At 32.8% G+C, this 20,128-nt stretch carries 19 protein-coding genes; 14 read left to right on the forward strand and 5 right to left on the reverse strand.

The annotated features are described in order from the left end of the window. The first annotated feature begins 591 nt into the window (after window positions 1-591). The 3 genes from BLV40_RS15580 (at window position 592) to BLV40_RS15590 (ending at window position 4,421) form a co-directional block, all read left to right on the forward strand. Window positions 592-1,938, forward strand: coding sequence for a SpaA isopeptide-forming pilin-related protein (locus tag BLV40_RS15580; protein WP_090691539.1), 1,347 nt, complete (start codon window positions 592-594; stop codon window positions 1,936-1,938). 589 nt (window positions 1,939-2,527) lie between these two features. Further along, window positions 2,528-2,809 (forward strand): hypothetical protein, encoded by a 282-nt coding sequence (locus tag BLV40_RS15585; protein WP_026590619.1) that lies wholly within the window; start codon window positions 2,528-2,530, stop codon window positions 2,807-2,809. Between the two features lie 409 nt (window positions 2,810-3,218). Continuing rightward, a complete protein-coding gene (locus tag BLV40_RS15590; RefSeq protein ID WP_090691540.1) occupies window positions 3,219-4,421 on the forward strand; it encodes an L-lactate MFS transporter in 1,203 nt (400 codons plus the stop codon). Window positions 4,422-5,104: 683 nt separating this feature from the next. Here BLV40_RS15590 and BLV40_RS15600 read toward each other — a convergent pair. Continuing rightward, on the reverse strand, window positions 5,105-6,079 hold the full coding sequence (locus tag BLV40_RS15600; protein WP_090691541.1) for a hypothetical protein: 975 nt from the start codon (window positions 6,077-6,079) through the stop codon (window positions 5,105-5,107). Window positions 6,080-6,810: 731 nt separating this feature from the next. Between BLV40_RS15600 and BLV40_RS15605 the strand changes: the two genes are divergently transcribed. The 5 genes from BLV40_RS15605 (at window position 6,811) to BLV40_RS15630 (ending at window position 12,229) form a co-directional block, all read left to right on the forward strand. Beyond that, window positions 6,811-7,248, forward strand: a complete 438-nt coding sequence (locus BLV40_RS15605) for a GNAT family N-acetyltransferase (protein ID WP_090691542.1) — start codon at window positions 6,811-6,813, stop codon at window positions 7,246-7,248. 95 nt (window positions 7,249-7,343) lie between these two features. Next, a complete protein-coding gene (locus BLV40_RS15610) occupies window positions 7,344-7,889 on the forward strand; it encodes an SMI1/KNR4 family protein (RefSeq protein WP_090691543.1) in 546 nt (181 codons plus the stop codon). 1,044 nt (window positions 7,890-8,933) lie between these two features. Then, entirely contained in the window at window positions 8,934-9,890 is a 957-nt protein-coding gene (locus tag BLV40_RS15620) for a hypothetical protein (protein ID WP_090691548.1), read from the forward strand. A gap of 611 nt (window positions 9,891-10,501) precedes the next feature. Then, window positions 10,502-11,263 carry a hypothetical protein gene (locus tag BLV40_RS15625; protein ID WP_090691551.1) on the forward strand — a complete coding sequence of 254 codons (762 nt, stop codon included), beginning with the start codon at window positions 10,502-10,504 and terminating at the stop codon, window positions 11,261-11,263. Between the two features lie 114 nt (window positions 11,264-11,377). After that, window positions 11,378-12,229 (forward strand): phospholipase C, encoded by an 852-nt coding sequence (locus tag BLV40_RS15630; RefSeq protein WP_090691552.1) that lies wholly within the window; start codon window positions 11,378-11,380, stop codon window positions 12,227-12,229. A gap of 184 nt (window positions 12,230-12,413) precedes the next feature. On the opposite strand, the gene BLV40_RS15635 is transcribed toward BLV40_RS15630, so the two are convergent. After that, window positions 12,414-13,718 (reverse strand): zinc ribbon domain-containing protein, encoded by a 1,305-nt coding sequence (locus tag BLV40_RS15635; protein ID WP_090691554.1) that lies wholly within the window; start codon window positions 13,716-13,718, stop codon window positions 12,414-12,416. Window positions 13,719-14,172: 454 nt separating this feature from the next. Here BLV40_RS15635 and BLV40_RS28080 point away from each other — a divergent pair, with 454 nt between their 5' ends. Both BLV40_RS28080 and BLV40_RS15645 read left to right on the forward strand, forming a co-directional pair. After that, the gene (locus tag BLV40_RS28080) at window positions 14,173-14,973 is read left to right on the forward strand and encodes an ABC transporter ATP-binding protein (protein ID WP_139265544.1); all 801 of its coding nucleotides are present in this window, start codon (window positions 14,173-14,175) and stop codon (window positions 14,971-14,973) included. A gap of 177 nt (window positions 14,974-15,150) precedes the next feature. Then, window positions 15,151-15,462: a heavy metal-binding domain-containing protein gene (locus tag BLV40_RS15645; protein ID WP_026590607.1), complete on the forward strand. Its 312-nt coding sequence runs from the start codon at window positions 15,151-15,153 to the stop codon at window positions 15,460-15,462. A 640-nt stretch (window positions 15,463-16,102) separates the two neighbouring features. Here the strand turns inward: BLV40_RS15645 and BLV40_RS15655 are convergent. Continuing rightward, window positions 16,103-16,861 carry an SDR family oxidoreductase gene (locus BLV40_RS15655; protein WP_090691556.1) on the reverse strand — a complete coding sequence of 253 codons (759 nt, stop codon included), beginning with the start codon at window positions 16,859-16,861 and terminating at the stop codon, window positions 16,103-16,105. Window positions 16,862-17,007: 146 nt separating this feature from the next. Here BLV40_RS15655 and BLV40_RS15660 point away from each other — a divergent pair, with 146 nt between their 5' ends. Beyond that, on the forward strand, window positions 17,008-17,574 hold the full coding sequence (locus BLV40_RS15660) for a TetR/AcrR family transcriptional regulator (protein WP_090691558.1): 567 nt from the start codon (window positions 17,008-17,010) through the stop codon (window positions 17,572-17,574). Between the two features lie 56 nt (window positions 17,575-17,630). Here BLV40_RS15660 and BLV40_RS15665 read toward each other — a convergent pair whose 3' ends face one another. Continuing rightward, a complete protein-coding gene (locus BLV40_RS15665) occupies window positions 17,631-17,771 on the reverse strand; it encodes a YflJ family protein (RefSeq protein ID WP_003195687.1) in 141 nt (46 codons plus the stop codon). A gap of 152 nt (window positions 17,772-17,923) precedes the next feature. Between BLV40_RS15665 and BLV40_RS15670 the strand changes: the two genes are divergently transcribed. Beyond that, entirely contained in the window at window positions 17,924-18,283 is a 360-nt protein-coding gene (locus BLV40_RS15670; protein WP_026590604.1) for a hypothetical protein, read from the forward strand. 26 nt (window positions 18,284-18,309) lie between these two features. Here the strand turns inward: BLV40_RS15670 and BLV40_RS15675 are convergent, their stop codons facing one another. After that, a complete protein-coding gene (locus tag BLV40_RS15675) occupies window positions 18,310-18,495 on the reverse strand; it encodes a YhzD family protein (protein WP_090691563.1) in 186 nt (61 codons plus the stop codon). A gap of 655 nt (window positions 18,496-19,150) precedes the next feature. Between BLV40_RS15675 and BLV40_RS15680 the strand changes: the two genes are divergently transcribed. Then, window positions 19,151-19,768 carry a matrixin family metalloprotease gene (locus BLV40_RS15680; RefSeq protein WP_090691566.1) on the forward strand — a complete coding sequence of 206 codons (618 nt, stop codon included), beginning with the start codon at window positions 19,151-19,153 and terminating at the stop codon, window positions 19,766-19,768. Window positions 19,769-19,800: 32 nt separating this feature from the next. Beyond that, on the forward strand, window positions 19,801-20,031 hold the full coding sequence (locus BLV40_RS28930; protein ID WP_090691570.1) for a hypothetical protein: 231 nt from the start codon (window positions 19,801-19,803) through the stop codon (window positions 20,029-20,031). Window positions 20,032-20,128 lie beyond the last annotated feature (97 nt).

Raw genomic sequence — 20,128 nt, forward strand, 5'->3', positions numbered from 1 at the left:
GTCCCGTGTATTAACCTTTTAAGTTACAACGCACATGCGTATATATGATTTTCGGTCTATCCATGAATGTATATAAATAGCTAAAAGAATGATAAAGGATTAAAATTATTTTACTTTTGTTTATTGATTCTTGTACAAGAATCAATAAACAAAATATCATAACATAAAAAAAGAATTGCAAGCCATGTATTCTCTGAATATAATGAATATAAATGTGACTGAATCTTTCGAAAACAAAGACGGGTTTTTTGTGAAGGTAAATTGTATAGAAAAAGCATTCATTTAATAGATAGATTGTTAAATTTATTTATATTTAAATACATATATTTAAATTCCGAAAATTGATTTTTCGAATTAGTTTTTAATAGTATAGAATAATATTTACGCCCGTACATTTAGTTAAGTAAGTAGTACTTTTAACAAATATTGTAAATCTAATTAAACGATAAAGATTATAAGAAAATATTAAATTATAACACAAGCATTATTTATACCTATAAATATCTGAAAAATCAAACTAATATTCTTTTACAGCAAATACAATCAGCATGTAAGGTTTTTCCTAAAAATTTGATGAATGGTGGGAATGAAATGAAACGCAGGATATTAACAAAATGGTTTGGAATTATAAGTTTAATCATTATACTGCTAGGGGTTTCTATTCCGCAAGCAGCAGCCGAGGTAATACATCAAGAAAAGTTTCAAATGAACTGGAATTATATTAAATTCAAAGGTAATAAAGTAAAGATAAAGGCAGACTTACTAAGAACGTCATCAAAAGATGTTGCATATTGTTTATCACCTGATCTGGATTCACCTAATGGAGATGTCCTTCCTGAAATTGGAAAAGAAAGTGATTTAGTATATCGTGTCTTACTTTATGGATACCCTCAAAAAACGCCGGCTGAATTAGGGGTTTCTACAAAAGAGGAAGCCTACTATGCAACTCAACTAGCTATCTGGATTGTATCTAAAAAAATTGAATTTGCCGATTCAAAGCCAGAAAACCAACAGGTATATAACCTTGTAAAACATTTGGTAGAAAAGGCTTCTAAAGGTACTGAAGTTCAGGAAATATATTTGAACGTAATACCTACTGGAAAACAAACTGTAGAGCAAAATGGGGAATTTTTTGAAACAAATTTATATACAGTTCAATCAAATTCATTATCTGGAGTATACTCAGTTCAAGTGGAGGGCGCACCAGAAGGAGTTAAAATTATAAATGAACAAGGTGAAAAAAAGAATGAATTCTCTATAGAGGAAAAATTTAAAGTGATGATTCCCAAAAACGCAACAAGTGGAAATTTCAAGATAAGGGTAAATGCAAAATTGCAGAGCTTACAAGCAGTTACCTTTGATGGCCAAAAAAGGGTTCAGAATACAACAGCTTTATTACCAAGAATGAGTGAAAAAAGCAGTACAGATATAGTAGTAAGATGGGAATTTTTAGGGTCGTTAAAAATTATGAAGGTAGGAGAAAATAGAGAAGCTTTAAAAGGGGCAGTGTTTGAGGTTGTAAGTGAACATGGGGATTTTAGACAAGAAATCACTACAACTGAAAATGGGATTGCTACATTAAATAAACTTCCTACTGGTACATATGTTGTAAAAGAAATTCAGGCTCCAGAGGGTTATGTACTTGATCCTACAATAAAAAAAATGGAAGTAAAAACTGGCGAGATAGCAGAAATAGAAATAAAGAATCAAAAAATAACAAGTGGTCTGGAAATTAAAGAAGTGCATGCTACATATGGAAGTACTAAACAATCTTATGATATACAAAGTAAAGAGCACACAATGGAAAATGATATTGCAAGTAAGGAAAAGCATCACCTGCCATCAACAGGAACGAAGTTTCCAACTGTCCCGTTTGTAGGACTAGGATTTGTTATTTTAGGAATCTATATATTGAAAATAGGGAAAAATCATAGTTAAAAACTATAAACAATAAGGATTTTGTTACCAATGCTTAAAGTTAAATATGTTAAGAAATGTTTTGTGAAAAAATGTAGATTATAACAATCCTCAAAAATGAAAACGCTTGCAATAAATGCAATTATGAAAAAACTATATGATATACCTAAAGGCATACAAGAAATAGTCTAAAATCTTACTTAAATAATAAGAAGAAAAAGGGTTCTAGTACAAATATATGAAGAAGATTACAGATAGGGGTAGCGCCCCATCGCTATCAAGTTAACAAAATAAAATACCCATAAAATGAAAAAATACGCTATTCTTTCTGTAGAATTATAGGAAAGGATGGCGTTTTTGTATGTCTATTTCTGGATTGAATAAATAATGTTACGCAGATTATTGCTATAAATAATAGTATTAAAATATTTCTTTTTTTTGATTTATACATTTTTTTCTCTTAAAAAGTTTTATAATTAATAATAATAAGTTATTTTTTAAAAGGAGAAAATTATGGAAAGTCTATCAAGCCAATTTATGATGATGGGACCAAAATATTAGAAATAGAAATGAATCATCAAATTTTTAGTGAAAAGGAAGAATATATAATATGGTTTTAGGAGTTTCGTATTTTGATATTTTTTGCATTGTAATTATTGTCTCATTTTTTTTCACTTTTTGGAGATTGAATGTCTGGTATAACAAGAAATATAATGTTCCTAAGGTTTTTCAATGGTTTCCGAGAAGATGGGGAAAAAGAAAAGTTTCAGAGCATTTATCGCAACTAAATAAAAAGTTAGAAGCTGAAGGAAAAGGTATTTGGGTTACAATCTATGCGATAGATTTATATATTGTAACGATTCCTTGTACAGTAAAAAAATATAAATCTTAATACATATATGTTTCTAAAAAAGACAAGGGAATCACTCTTGTCTTTTTTCGTTAGGTTGTGTTAAATTTTAATGTTGCTTTTTTAATATATTTTAGGGGAATCTCGTAAATGTGAGTCATATTTCTAAAACCCAGCCGTACTTATGCAAAAAGCTGCTTCGTATGTAACAAGCAGCTTTTGTATTTCATCCCGCTTTTTCTGTAACTGATTTCATATATTTGACGTTCTATGTTGTAAGTGCTTACACAATTACTTACATCCTATACAATAAAGCCATCAAATAGAAAGAGGTGGCAAAAATGAGGGCAAAAAAAGTATACGATTTTTTAACACATTGTATTACAGATATACGAAACGTCGTTAGACGATTATTGAATAGAATTGAAATAAAAAGAGAGGAGGGGATGGCATGAAACGATCACCTGTTAATCCATGGCTTGTTGTCCTCGGCACAGTCATTGTACAAATGGGACTTGGAACTATATATACATGGAGCTTATTCAATCAGCCTTTAGTGAGTAAATACGGATGGGGTCTTAATGCTGTTGCTATAACCTTCTCAATCACTAGCCTTTCTTTAGCATTCTCAACTTTGTTTGCGAGTAAATTGCAAGAGAAATGGGGACTTCGTAAACTCATTATGATAGCCGGATTAGCATTAGGAATTGGATTAATGCTTAGTTCACAAGCTTCCTCATTAGTAATGCTTTACGTACTAGCAGGAGTTGTTGTAGGTTACGCAGATGGTACAGCATATATCACTTCACTATCTAATTTAATTAAGTGGTTCCCAGAGCGTAAAGGTTTAATCGCAGGTATTTCTGTATCTGCATATGGTACAGGTAGTTTGATTTTTAAATACATTAACGCAATGCTGATTGACTCAGTTGGCGTATCACAAGCATTTATTTACTGGGGCTTAATTGTTACAGCTATGATAGTGATTGGTGCTTGTTTAATCCATCAAGCTGCTGAACAAGGTGCAGTACATGAAACAAATAGCAAGGACTATACAACAAAAGAAATGTTAGGCACAAAAGAAGTATATCTGTTATTTATTATGTTATTTACATCATGTATGAGTGGCTTATACTTAATTGGCATGGTAAAAGATATCGGTGTTCAACTTGTAGGGCTTAGCGCAACAACAGCAGCTAACGCAGTCGCTATGGTTGCAATCTTTAATACAGTTGGTCGAATCATTCTGGGACCGTTATCAGATAAAATTGGCCGTTTAAAAATTGTTACCGGTACGTTTGTCGTTATGGCGATGTCAGTCTTTGTACTCAGCTTTGTTGATTTAAATTATGGTATATATTTCGTCTGTGTAGCAAGTGTAGCGTTTTGCTTCGGTGGAAATATCACGATTTTCCCAGCCATTGTTGGCGATTTCTTCGGTATGAAACACCATAGTAAAAACTACGGAATCGTGTACCAAGGCTTTGGTTTTGGAGCACTTGCAGGTTCATTTATCGGTGCAATTTTAGGTGGATTTAAACCAACTTTCATGGTGATTGGCGTATTATGTGTCGTGTCATTTATTATCGCAGTTTTAATCCAAGCACCTAATCAGAAAAAAGAAAAACAAGAAGAGTATCGCAGTGTAGCGTAAGCACTTCAAATTTTTATTACATTCTAAAAGTAAACGTAAAGTAACTCCGAAATCTACAATAAAAGTTGATTTTGGAGTTATTTTTTGTTCCCTTCACTTTTTTTCAGCCAGTAATATGGCCGATGAACTGATAGATTCTGTTTTTGACACCAGGCAACGTTTGAGAATCCACTGTTTTTATAGTCTTGAATATAAGTTTCTTATTTTTTAATAGGGTGTCTTTTCATAAAAAAACCTTCACATGTAGTATGGGAGATTATTTAATGGGTTATTTACAAATAGTAGGTGGGGAATATTTGACGCTTAGGAAAAAAGAAAAGTAGTCTTTTGGAATAAAAGGAGTACTGCCACATCGCTATCAAGCTAGTATTTTGAAGTGACTCCAAAATGAGAAAATTGACATCCCCAGGTAAAAATGTACACAATTTTTGTTTTGAGGTGTTATAAATTTATTAAGTTGATGGATGTGTGGTGAGACCCTATACTTAATACATTTGAACTTTATAACTATTGAAGCTACAGATTAATAGTAGATCCAAAAAAGTAACCTTACATTTTTGTAGGGTTACTTTTTTGTTTCATATCCCCCGTTACATCGTATTGCTTCGTTGTAATAGGGATTAGGTATTTATTTTTAAACTTCATTTACTTATGATACGGTTCATCGTATCCTTTTCATCGATTTAGTGCATTTCAACAATTGTACCATCTTCAAATACCTTGAATACCCCAGTAAATCCTGATCCAGCTGCGCCTTCTATTTTATATGTCGTACGCACTCTAATTTTATAATATTTCTTTCCATTTTCTACTTGAGTATCCTCAAGAGTGTAAGTGTATTCTTCATTATATTCTTTTTTGATATATCCTATAGCTTTCTCAAAAGTAAATTCATCGTGATTCTTTCCTGTCTCCACCTTTTGGTTCTTCTCTGTCTCCACCTTTTGGTTCTTCTCTGTCTCTACCTTTTGGTTCTTCTCTGTTTCTACCCTTTGGTTCTTTCCTGTCTCCACCTTTTGATTCTTCTCTGTTTCTACCTTTTGGTTCTTTCCTGCCTCTACCTTTTGACTCGTTACTGCATCTGTTTTTTGTTCCTTCACTGCTGCTACTGTTTTACTCTTTGTATTTTTTTCTTCTTCACCAATTTTAGTGATTAATCCTGAGGCTTTTTTATTATATTCTGCAAGATTCTTGTTATCTTTTGTTTCTAAAACTAGCTTATTTAAAATCTCTTTCGCTTCTGAATAATTTTTCTTACTTATTAACTCTTCACTTTTCACCAGTTGCTCACTATACTTCTTTTTTTGTTCTAAGATGGCTAGTAATGCTGTTCGTTCTTCCTTTGCTTGTTTTATAAGCGTATTACTTCCATTCTTCATGTTCTCTACTTTTTCAAATGACTTAATTGATTCTTCTACCTTTGTTTCTTCTTTTAGCTTCACTGCTTCAATCATTGCTTTCGTTTGTTCTACAAACACTTTTGCATCTGAATCATCTTTTTTCTCATCTAGTGCTCGTTCAAATGATGATAAGGCATTTTTATATTCTTTATTCGTTAGCGCGGTCTTCCCCTCATCCATGGCTTTTTCAAAATCTCCATTACTACATCCAGCTAGCATTAAAAACGCAAGTCCAATTAGTGTTAATAACTTTCTCATTTTCCCTCTCCCCCTATATATTCCTAAAACAATAACTTCATATGTATAAAAGTTTGTGTAGTAATTAGACCGAAAGTAGAATATGTACTACATTGTGTGTGGGAAAGGAAGTACATTTCATTCACTAACATTACTTAAAAACTCCTAAATAGTTGGTAGCCTTCTTCTTTCAAGACAGAAAGGATTTTTAATAATGGGCATAAAGCTCTAACTCAGACTCTTTACTACACACACACTTATACACATAGAAAAATTATTTTTAGCTTATAGTTTGCTATTTCTTTAGTTTTAAATAATCTCAGTTGATTGGATACGAACCATAAACCGTAACATACCGAAAACAAAAGAAAACAAGAAGTAACAAAAGTTACATTCGGTAATCATTTTGTAACATAAATGTAACACAAAGAATTTAAACATACAATAGTTTTTTTACATTATTTTCCCATATATACATTTTAAGGAACCAATAAGATTCCAGCCCTTAGTATTCTTAAGTGGGGTCTCGCCACATCGCTATCAACAAGCTAAGGAAATACAACTACCCCAGAACGAGATTTTGTTCTAACTTGTAATAAAAAAACGCCACCCCTTCCATTCTCTTTTTTTACCATATTATTATCTGAATTGTACTAAAAAAGCGTTGTTTTAGGATACAATAGAGTCAACAGATGCGATATTAGAATAGATTGAACCATTGATATATCAGTATTAATAGAGGGGGGAATTATATGATTCGTGAAGCTGAACCAAAAGACAGTCATGAAATTGAAAATCTATATAAAAAATTAGCACCGCATAGTAAAAACATTAGGGTTTTACCAGAAAGAATTGAGCAGATAAAGAATGATTCTAATAATTTCTTATTTGTGTATGAAGAAGATTGTAAAGTTAAAGGAAGTATATTTACGACTTTTTGTCTTGATCCTGGATATCAATTTAGACCATATACAGTTCTAGAGTATGTAATTGTAAATGAAGATTTTCGAGGTAATGGGATAGGTGAAAAGTTGCTAAAACATGTAGAACAGCTATCAATTGCAAGGGGATCCACAAGAATTATTTTATTAAGTAGTACAAATAGAATAGAAGCACATAAATTCTTTTCTAAAAATGGCTATGATGGCACTATAAGTAAGGGATTCAAAAAGTATATACCAATTAATTAAATTTTCGTTATGGGGATAATTCAAAGCCTTAGATTAATAGTAATTGTGTGTGTTTTAAATTGAATTTTTTGAAATATAATCGGAGGGGAAAAGACATGATAAATTCAGCTGAATTACTATGGAAACGTATAATTAGTAGAGGTTCAAGCCTTGAAGTGAACTTTCAAAAAACATTAAACCTCCAACCGGGTGCAAGTGAAGAAGATTTTCAGTTAATTGAATCTACACTGGGTATTACACTTCCTAAAGAAATGAAAAGTTTTTACGAGATATATAACGGACAAATTTGGGAACTTGGGGTTGAATCTTTTGTAAGAAATTTGGTCCTTTCCCCAACTTCTCAAATTATAGACAACTGGACATTTCTACAGGATGAATTCGATTCAGATGATTTAGAGGCGCATATTGAAAATGAATTTAAACCTGTTCTTTGGAATTCTAAGTGGATTCCAATTGCAGAAAATGGTGCTGGGGATTATCTTTGCATTGATACAGATCCATCAGAATCTGGAGTAGTAGGACAAGTGCTATATTTTTGGCATGATTGGGGAAAACGTTCTGTTGAGGCAAAAGGTTTATTTGAATTCATAGAAATCTGTTTGGAAGAAGATAATAGAATGCAGTGTTCTAATGAAAATTAGAGTTACAAAAGGGGATGTAAATTATTATTTACATCCTCTTTTGTTTTTTTATGACATCATCAGAATTGCACCAGTTAGATTAATAGGATTGTAGATGGATTTACATCAATTTAAGAGATTGAAGTAGACCCTAAACAAAAAATTTTCTTTCTTTACAGCTAGTTATTTATAAGAGCACCCCTTATTTAAACCTATATTTTGATGTAATTTTACATATCCAAATAAAGGGAACCGATATACAGAGTGTGATTAAATTATATGAATAACATTTAAATTGTATTGAATTTTATTTATGGATTAAAATTGTTATTTTTTTATCAGTTATATTAAGTTCTAACTATTATAATTACTAGAATAAAATAAAACAGTCATTTTAGAAGTATAATATTTTTACTCATATTAATACGTAATAACTAAATTAATGAATATGATCGACAAAATTCTACTATTTACGCAATAAAAATCTAATGTTTTAATAAAGGTGTAATTGGTATGACCACTAAGAAAGGAGAAGGCTACACCAATAAAAGTGCGGTAAAATTGCAGGTAACATTATGTCGAGTTAATTATCTGAATGATCAGTTAGTTTGGTTTGGAAGTAATCCAGAATCACAAAAGTATCATATTTGTAAAAATAGCATTCTAAGTTTCTACATAGCCAACGTTATTTTATCCTGCAGTAAAAGTATAAGCAATGTACAGTATAATTTCATCTTTCGTAATCTTGTAGAAATTATAGAAGAAGAGGGGAGATAGGATAAAATCAATATTAAAAAAAGTCACGGCAGGGCTAGCTGTAGGAGCAATGAGTTGATCTATCTAGCCTTCTGCAAGTCAAGCAGCTCCAGCGAATAATGAATATTATTAAAAGATAGCATTACCGAAAGACTTTTGTAACATCTATGAAAGTGTATTGAAAGATATTTAAATTAAACTAAACGTAGCAAAAGTTATTTTATTCTTCAGTAAAAAGTATAAGTAGCAAATTGTACAATTTCATTTTTTGGTAGTCTTGTAGAAATAATAAAAAAGAGGAGAGATAGTATGAAGCGTATAAAAAAAATGATTCCTGCAGCATTTGTATTGAGTACAGCTTTACTTGTAGCACCAGGATTTTCTTCGGCAGCTACTGATACTTCTACGAATGTAGGAAATCTTCCAATTGTAGTAGATTCACAAGGGCCAAAAGCACCTATGACAGCAGCTCAGGTTGCTAAAAATGGTACGCAACTTCCTTACATTCCTACAGGTCCTTATGAAGAATTTCCTAATGAATGGCATGTGTCTACAGAAGATGGAAAGTTAATTGATTATGTATATGTAGATGTTGTTGCTAAGAGTAATGGAGCAAGAGTTTATGGATTAAAAATAGATGCTAATTCTAAACATAAGGTTTTAAAAGCTGATGGCACTTGGCTTAAAGTTGGAGAAGAATATGAAAAAACAGGCAACAAAGGAGAAGTATTATATACAATAGCAATTCCTAAAAATGATCCAATTTTAGAAGATACGAAATTGAAGAAAGAAGTAAATTGGAAATTGATTGATTCAAATGTAGTAGATAAAAATTCAGGTTATCATTGGAGCAAAGCGGTTACAAGTGGTATTTCGCATAATGTAACTGTAGGGTTATCTTATACAATTGGAATGGAAGTAGGTCTTGAAGGAGTTGCAAAAGTAAATCAATCATTAACTGCAAGTTTTGGTTATGGTGTTACTTTAAATTCAGAAAGTACAGTTACAAAAACATTTGACTTTAATCCAAAGACTGATTATGCATATGATCAATATAGAACTGCATTATATCAACAGGTAGCAACATATTCAGTTACTCCAGGAGAAAAATTACAAAAATGGATGTCTGAACAAAATGGTATTTGGGATAATATTTTTGGTCAATTTGGTGATCAATTTAAGGGTCTTACAAGTCCGACAGAATATAAAGTGAAAAACTCAGTTGATTATCCAGTAGATGTTTTAGTGGCTCTTACATCTAAGTAAAAAATTAGGTTCAGTTTAATTCCCTCCTAGCATATGGAGATAGCAACTATTAATCTGTTAGGTCCACATAGATATGATATTGTTGATCTATATGATTGTAAAGAACCTGATTGTAGTAATTCCATAGGTTCAATGAATTGACAAAAGGCCCAAATCATTTAATGGTGATTTATCGTATTACATTTTCGATCTAATAAAAAAATAATGTTATAAACCACTAAGAAGGCACCAACATGCCTCGCAACTTAAGAGATTGTAATGCCCTCAAATACAAAAAACGTTATCCTTCCTAAACAGGCTAGATTAGAAAGGATAACGTTTTTTATGCTTTTATTACCATAAGCACCTGTATTGATATCAATTCATTTAAATATGCAAAATTGCATATTCATATATGTATTATTGAATAACTGATCTATGAAGCTAATGAACATGCAGGTTTCCTTTTTTACGTGTTAGTTTTATCAGTAAAGAGGTTAGACCTTTGAAAGGGTTTTGTAACATTTATGAAAGAGAAATGAAAGATTTGTTAGATAGTCTGAGGCTTATCTACTGGTAGACGATGCGCGCATATAGTAAAACCATTATTGAAAATAAGAAAGGATTAAGGCATGTTTATGAAAAGAAAACTACCAATGGTTACATTCTTAGCATTCATATTTAGTTTGATTATTACTGTTTTTCCAACAAATTCTGCTTATGCAGCTGGGGACAATCGTATACTTGATATTTATGGGGATCCAGTCAAGACATCTAAAGATTATATAATGGTACGTAAAATTTGGGATGGTAAGCCTCGACATGCTGCTTTCGCAGGTGTAGGTCAGAAAAAACTTGGAGTAACTTATGAGAAGTTTGCGGGTTGGCATTATGTAATTCAATATAAAGATAAATCTTATTATGGTACTGCTGAGATTCATAAGGACACAAAAGGTAATGAGTACTATGGTACACCTATAAATTTTGAAACTCCAGATGGGGTAGAAAGTGATGGATATATAAGACATAGTACGCCAGTTACCATGTCAATGTGGATTGGGGGACCAAATGCTGAGGCAGGAGGAATTAAAAAATATGTCAATGCTGGGAATCGCGGCTGGATTTATTTTAGCGACCAATCAAAAAGTACGTTAACAGTTCAGGAACAAAATTCAAAGGAAATCAATTTAATAACAGGTAAAACTGATTATCTTAGAGATAAAATGGGTAGACCTACCGATTGGTACAATGCAGATCCACAAAATTCTGAGTATGGAGTTACATCATATTTTGAGCTAGAGACTTCAGGGCAACCATTTTCAAATCAAGATAAACTATGGGGAAGTTCTGCGCCGCCATATCAATCTGGTTATGAATTAGTACCTTTACCATAAAGCATCTAGTACATTTATATAACCGTATTTATTAATGTGTAATGTGTCTTTCAGTAAGGTAAGAGAGGACCCTATGAAAGAAATTTAAATTATATATCAAATGGAGGAATATTTATGAAAAGAAAAATTTTAGCTTTAGCTTCTGTAATTGCTTTAACAGCTCCTATCCAAAGTGTGGCGTTTGCACATGAAAATTGCCACCAAGATCCACCAATTGCTCTAAAGTGGTCAGCAGAATCTATACATAATGAAGGTGTAAGTTCTCATTTATGGATTGTAAACAGAGCCATTGATATTATGTACCAAAATACGACTGTTGTGAAGCAAAATGAGACAGCTCTATTAAATGAATGGCGTACAGATCTAGAGAAAGGTATTTACTCTGCGGATTATGAAAACCCATACTATGATAATTCTACATTTGCTTCACACTTCTATGATCCTGATTCAGGAAAAACGTATATTCCATTTGCTAAACAGGCAAAGCAAACAGGAGCGAAATATTTTAAATTAGCTGGTGAAGCTTATCAAAATAAAGATCTGAAAAATGCATTCTTCTATTTAGGATTATCACTTCATTATTTAGGGGATGTTAATCAACCTATGCATGCAGCAAACTTTACTAACATTTCGCATCCATTTGGCTTCCATTCAAAATATGAAAACTTCGTTGATACGGTGAAAGACAATTATAGGGTAACAGATGGAAATGGTTATTGGAATTGGAAAAGTGTAAATCCAGAAGAGTGGGTTCATGCTTCAGCTACTGCTGCAAAAGCTGATTTCCCATCAATTGTTAATAGTAATACGAAAAATTGGTTCCTAAAAGCTGCTGTATCACAAGACTCTGCTGATAAGTGGCGTGCTGAGGTAACGCCGGTAACGGGAAAACGCTTAATCGAAGCGCAACGTATTACAGCTGGATATATCCATTTATGGTTTGATACGTACGTGAATAATAAATAACAAATACATTTACACATGGCAAAAGTTAAAGCATCATCTACTTCAACATTTGCAATTAAAACAGACGATTTGAAAATAATTCGCCTAGATGTGGTAGCCTTTATAATGTAAAAATCATGTCTAGAATTCTAAATTCTAGACATGATTTTTTTTGCTGAGAATTAACGAAAATAAATTTGTTAGGTTATTGAACGCTTATAATGATATATTTTTCTTCTTCATTCTTATTGATTTCTTCTGTAAAAGTTGAATTGACAGAACCCTCGTTAATTTTCCAAGCTTTCTGATCTGTATCATATAATGCTTTAATTTGAACATTACAGAATTGATCTTTTTCGGGAGAATACTTGCCAGCTGGAATATGATATTTTGCTAGTCCTTCCATTTCTAAAATAGGGTATCCTTTCTCATTTGATACAATCTTTACTACTTCTTTATTTAGATATGATTTTACAAGAGTTCCTTTCCAAGGATCGAAGACTGTATTACGTGCTGCTGAAGCAAAAGATTCCGCTTTTGAATTTTTATACTTTTCAGTTATTGTAGTGAAGGGTTCAATACTTTGTTTGATGCTTGCATCCCCATATTCTTTTAAAAATGCATGGAAAAATTGATTAACTTTGTCTTCATCCACTTTAAATATATATTTTTCTCCCTTAAATAGAGATGTTTTTTGTTTATCATTGATTTTCGAAACTCCATCTTTTGCCCAAGGGAAATTTGCTTTTAATTGTATTTCTTTTTCATCTTTCTCGTTAATTGGACCAAATTTTTTGGATTCCTCATCTCCAACCTTAATACCAGTAGATTTTCCTTTAAACATAATTTCTGAACCTATAAACTCTTTGGATAGGTCCAATTCATTTCCTTTTAAACTAAGTGACACATTTTCGACGGGATCGTTTCCTCCTACATGTATGGTTGTTTTATCCGTTACAGTTGTCCATTTATATTTTTTGATTCCTACTAGCTCGTAATTTCCAGGTAAAAAAGGTTTATCGAAAACGGAAGGTTCAATTTTCTTTCCATTCAAAGATAAAGCAACGTCTTTATCTATATTTTTTAAGTTGATTTTTGCCTTTGCTGGTCTAACAATATAATTATCGAAAAATAACCAACTTTTCCCTTCTTTTACTATTGTATATGGTAGTACGCCTTTGGTTCGTGCTTCTAATGCTTTAGGAGCCACATTAGTTTTTTCAAGATCCATAGCATCTACCATTAGTGGATACATTTGCTTATACTCACTTGATTCTTTTAAAAATGATTTTACGCCATCTTTGGCAAATGGAGAAGATTGTGCATCCTTTGCTAAAACTGATAAGAAAATATCAACATCTTGTTTTTCAAAAGCTTGTTGTACTTTTTCTCTAACATCTTCTTTAGAATGCCGGGATAATAGTCCAGCTATAATGAATCCTATAATACAAAGTAAAACAATGCTTGTTGCCAGTATGCCTTTTCTACTTTTCAAATAAGAAATTTCCATAGCTTTTGCCCTCTTTCCAAATTTTGTATAATTCTATTATAAGTTAATATATAAGTTATAAAAAGTGTAAAAATGGAATTTTCAGATAAATATTTTTCGATGATTAATAAGGTTATTAAACATCAAAATATTAGTAAAGAAACAATACGAAAATCCCTCCATTTTAAAGTTGAAGGAGTTTTATAGACAATTCTGCTTAGTGTGCTGGTAATATGGTGCCGACATGTTCCGCACGCAGTTCAGCATTTCTGCACAAAATTTGTGAAATAACACTTTAAAATGAAAAAAATAGAATTAATGCTGGATAAATCAATTATTGTAATAAAAGCGCTTAAAATTAAATCTTTAAAAAATGGATTCGATATTAAATCGGATCCATTTTTTTCTAGGGGATCTCATCTGTTTTTGATAGATTAATAGTTAAGACATACAAATAAGGGGTAGGGATGTAGAAATGGAACTATTTGATTATTATAAGCGGAAAGGGAAGTTTAAACTTCTTATTGGAACAGGTATTTTTCTGTTTGCGCTATGGTGTGTATACGGGACTTGGGGATTTGTGAATTGGGGACACATTATCTTTATTGTTCTTGTTTCTTCTGTTTTTTTCGGAATTGGATTTTGGCAATTACGAAAAGGAAACTTGATACAAAAGAATACGGTGAAAAGTAATGTAACGTTTTGGGATGTCGATACGTTTGTCGTATTAGAATTGCCTAAACAGAATAAACAATTTGGCCTATATCATCCAGATGGGGGATATGTTGCTGGAACAAAGATCATTTCATCTAACATTCTTTTTTCAGTGATACCTTTTTTGAGAAATAAAGATGTTTATGGATTAGAAACGAGTAGCGGGGAAATTCTTGCATATTTTCATACTGGAGCTGACGGATATGATTGGGTAATCTATGATTCGAATTATAACCAGCTTGGTATGTTTAAAGAGAAAATGATACAAAGTTTTGGCTCGATACGTGGCTCTTTGATGACGGATAAAGAAACGAAGTTATCTGATGTAAAAGTTGAGGTTGATTTTATTCAAACAACTCTCCGTACAACAGATGGACGTACATTAGCAATCGGTAAGCAAGGGTATATGCCTATAGAATGGAGTGAAAGGTTTATGGGGTTAAACGTACCTACTATTACACTAGGTCCCAATGCGTCTAAGAATGAAAAAATTCTAGGGCTAGGGGTGCTCCTTTATAGTTTATACATAATTGAAATTAGGAAAAGTAGAGAGAGCGTTTAATAGGAAAAATAAAAAGAACAGAGTCCGCGAAAGTGACGCTGTTCTTTTTGCTTATAATTCTTACAAAAGTGTCACCTTTTTGTAAGGTTAGTAAATAGTTTATTTATTTTTTTCATGTAATAATACAGGTATAAGAAACGCAAATACATTTTTATAAATTATAGGAGAGTGTCAGTAATGATTGTAACAACAACTTCTGGAATTCAAGGTAAAGAAATTATTGAGTATGTGGATATTGTAAATGGTGAAGCGATTATGGGCGCAAATATTGTACGTGATTTATTTGCTTCTGTTCGTGATGTTGTCGGTGGCCGCGCTGGCGCATATGAAAGTAAATTAAAAGAAGCTCGTGATATTGCGATTGAAGAAATGAAACAACTTGCGAAGCAAAAAGGAGCAAATGCAATTGTTGGCGTTGATGTAGACTATGAGGTTGTTCGTGACGGAATGTTAATGGTTGCTGTAAGTGGTACGGCTGTACGTATATAAAATACATATTAGATAAATGAATAAACTATCTCTATAGAATAGATAATTTTATAAAGAGATGTTTAAAAGATGGTTTCGATATTGTATCGAAGCCATTTTTTTATATCCGTTTATCGTTTTTATCTTTATTAAATGCACGTACAGATGTACCGGCTAAACAGCAGAAGAAGCAATGTAAAGGGGATGAAGATGATTGTTCCTGCAAAAGGAAAGGACGGTGCTTATCAAGTTGTAATCATTGATGATGTTTTAAATGAGACTGAGTTAGAGAAAATTATGATTTCCTTGTTGAAATAAAAACGGCATGATAAGAAAAGGGCCCTGAGAGTAGAATAGTGTGATTCACACAAAATGATTGGAGATTGCATAGTTCCTCTCTTCGTATAAGGTATAAGTTTTAAGTATTCGTATGAAACGATAGCTAATCAATTAGAAAAGTTCTATTTGTTATGTAATTGACTGGAAGAAAAGAAGCAACGTCAAAAAACATTGCTTCTTTTCATGTATTAAGCAGATTGTCTCTTTGCTTTTTCAAGCAAACTTGCCAATACATGCGTACGATATGATTCTAGCTTAAGCACGAGATTCAAATGGAACAAATTACGAGCGGAAAGGTGAATATAATAGGTGTTCATGAACATTAATATGAAGTCCAGCCACCGTCTACAGCAATGACTTGTCCGTTTACGAAGCTAGCCTCGTCTGAGCCTAAGAAGATAGCTAGTTGTGCAACTTCTTCTGGTTGTCCAACGCGTGGATTAATTGCCATACCTAATGATTGGCGGCTCATACCAAATTCGCTCAAATGAGTCATTGAAGAAGCAATGTTTGTCATGACTGCTCCAGGAGCGATTCCGTTACAACGAATGTTTTTGTCCGCATACATGAAGGCAGTGTTTTTTGTTAGGCCAACGACTGCATGTTTAGATGCTGTGTAAGCAGCACCAGCACGTGCACCGTATAATCCGCCAGCGGAAATATTATTGACGATTGTGCCGTGTCCTTGTTCTAAGAATAGATTTACTGCAATCCGCATTGCTTTCATGACAGATACCGTATTAACAGAGAAAACCTTCTCCCAGCGTTCGTCTAAAATTTCACCAACAGGTTCCATTCCATCCATAATGCCGGCATTATTAACAAGAATATCTAATTTTCCATAAGTTTGTTTTGTTTCATCAAAAAGACGTTGTAGATCCTCATCGGAAGTCACGTTTGTTTGAACAGCAATGGCTTCTGCACCTATAGCCTTAATTCCCTGTACTACATGTTGAGCCCCTTCTAAGTTTAAGTCTGATACAACGACCTTTGCTCCTTCTTTTGCATAACCTTCTGCAATAGCTTTCCCCATGCCTGATGCAGCACCAGTGACAATTGCTACTTTTCCTTTTAATCTCATCTGAAACGGCCCCCTTTGTCTTTTTATTGAACAGTTGTTCAATAAAAATTATAATCATATAAAAGAACGCTTACAATGAGCAAAATAACGATAACTGTTCAATAATTAACACATAGTAAGAGATGTGTTTAATAAGAGGTGAAAAAATGATGCGTACAGATATGCGTATTGTGAAAACAAAAGAGGCGTTACATAATGCATTGTTAGAATTATTAAACGAAAAAAGTCTAGAAGTCATCTCAATCTCGGAAATTTGTAGAAAAGCAAAAATAAATCGTGGCACATTTTACTTGCATTATACACAAATAGAAGATTTATTTGAGGAATATTTTAAGGAAATTACAGCAGATTTGGCATGTTCTTATCAAGAACCTTATCGCCATGTATCAGTATTGAGAACTAGTAACTTAGATCCTTCTACCATTCGGATTTTTCATCATATCGAAAAATACAAATCATTTTACAGAATTATTTTTTCCAAAAAGGTTCCATTAATGTACTACTATTTACTGTTCGAGGAAATAAAGAAATTGTTACTTCAAGATCAAGAAGCTTTGCTTAAAGAAGGAGTTAATCATTCGCTTTATTCTTCTTATCAAGCGAATGCGATAATTGGCATAATTATTGAGTGGTATCAAAATGATTTTTCGTATAGTACAAGTTATTTAAATGATCAACTTGTTCAATTTTTAAATATGAGAGTAGACGGCTAATTGAACAAAAAAAGAGAAAAGAAGCAACGCCATAAAACGTTGCTTCTTTCTTTGTATTAAGCTGACTCTCTCTTCATTCTCTCAAGCAAACTAGCCAAAACATGCGTACGATAAGATTCTAGTTTTTTACCTTCATAAGTACGGATACCTAATTTTTTTAGTTCTTTTACGTACCAACCTTTGCTACCGAAATACATGTAATCGCTCCCCTTCAAATTTGTTTTTGTAATTTATTCTGATTTTGGAGGTTCAGGATGTAGATGAAGGAAATGAATTTCGTGTGAAAATGGTTAACTTTGATGCAAAAGACATATATACTAAAGGTAGTATATAACGAGGTGGGCGCGACGTGATTATAGAGAAGCACGAAATTCAAATTGACCAAATTACGAGCGGAAAGGTGAATATATTTACTTTCTACCGAAATAGAAAGCAAATTGACGATCCGTTTTTAAAATTGCAGGAACCATCGCTTACGGCGAACTACTATTTCCATTTTCATTTGGATGCGGAAAGCCTGAGTCTTCTGCAGGAAGAGTTTCCTAGCATATATCCGTACGACGGGAATGGGACCATTCACGACTGGACAGAAAAGATGAAAGATGAACTGCAGCGCCAAATTCAAACTGGAAAGTGGAATAGACGCGTGCGTATTGGTAATCGGATTCTAGATGTGGTATTTACGTGGTGTGATGAAGAAATAGAATGAAAAAGAAGCGGATGACGCTTCTTTTTTTAGCGCTGGAATAAAACGAGTTTTCCTGCTGAAGATGTGCAGCGATGTGTTTTTTCATGCAATCCTTTTTCTTGTAAAATGGATGTCCCTTTTGATTTCGCTTCTGCTTCTGTTGTCGCCTCGAATGATTCGTCTAGCATTTTGGAACCATCTTTTTCAAAGACTGTTAGAATATATACTCCCATGAAAATTCCCTCCAAAGATTAAAATCAGAATCTTATAACTATTTTGTCATAAATCTTTAGAATATGCAAAGAAATATGTGACATGATCGGTAATAAGTAGAAGGGCTTTTGTATTTACTTTATTTTTGAAGAGAAAGGAGAGGGATGGGTAAAAAACACCCCATATGTAAAATTGCATGAAAACATCAGGTAACATAGTGCTATTATTTTATTATAGATCTGCTCTATATTTTTTCATTAATCATGTTGAAACCCTACAGAAAAACAATTGGTGAACTAAAGAACTGAAGGAAGGCACTCATTGAGTGCCTTTTCTTTATGAAAAAATCCCCATACAATGTGCAGGGATCAAGCGTAAATCGTAAACCGTTCAGTTGGGTGAACAACATCATAATGATACATAAATTCCCCACTAGCAAAACAGTAAAATCTCTTTTTCTCTTTAGTAAAATGTAATTTTCTCATGTGTTTTCATATGATATATCCGTTATATAAATTGATTTTTAGAGATAGGAGCCTACCCAAAATTTTTAAATCAATTATTTACTGATAATGTACGAATATACGCAAGTGCCGTTACCTAAAATGGACAAGCTGCATCTATTAATAGTAGTACACCATTTGTACAACCTATTCTATATATAGAGATGACGAAATGCCTTGTGTTGTAATCGACTTTTATATTGCACCTGGGTCAACTATAACAGATGCTCAGTTTAGAGAACATGTACGCTGGGTAAATCGGATTTGGAAAGTAGGGGCTGGTATTGATATAAGATATCGTTTTCGAGATCCTGCGGACAGCAGTAGAATTGTAAGAGTACCAGTAGATGGTCCAGTAGTTCTTCCTGATCAAACTTTCCCTTGTGAATTTACTGTGTTTGAAGATCTTCCTGAAAACTTCCAAGCTGATTTAGATAGCAGACCTTATGGTACAGGACCATGGCCAGAACCAAATGAAGTAGATATTGCTGTATTCTATATAAATGGACCAATAACACTTGATAACGGTACCATAGTACAAGGATGCGCCCCTATTTGGAGTCCTAACATTTATAGTCCAAGCATTCTTATTGCAAATCCTAGAGATAATGTACTTTCTAATAGCCCACTAATCCTTGCGCATGAACTAGGACATGTTTTTGGTCTAGAACATGTTGATGCTGAAGATAATATTATGCACGTTCCATTAATAAACAATGTATCCACTCAATTAACCCAAAAACAAATTAATGATGCTTATAATTCAATTAGTGATCTTCCTGATTGTTAGTAAAAAGATTAAATTAAAACAAAAAAGAAGAGGTGATTAAAATAAAAGAGAAACACTTTCTGCATAAAAAAGCAAGATACCGTTCATATACAAAAGATAAACAAGATAGTATAACACAATGGAATATAACTCCAGATAAAGTGCAATCTTCTAAAAACAATTGCGGTTGTAGTTATGGGAATGCACCAGATGATTTACCAGTCGATTTCCCACCAAACACTTGCAAAGAAAATCCTTGGAAAGTAACTCCCCCAGCCGACTAAATCCTCTCATTATCAGGTCATCTTTACATAAAATTAGTGAAGGTGACCTGGTGGAAACCAGCTTGTTTGTTTTACCTTTTGAATTTACTTTCGTTTT

Origin of the sequence: Bacillus sp. 166amftsu, from assembly GCF_900107445.1 — a bacterium.
GTDB classification, from domain to species: domain Bacteria; phylum Bacillota; class Bacilli; order Bacillales; family Bacillaceae_G; genus Bacillus_A; species Bacillus_A arachidis.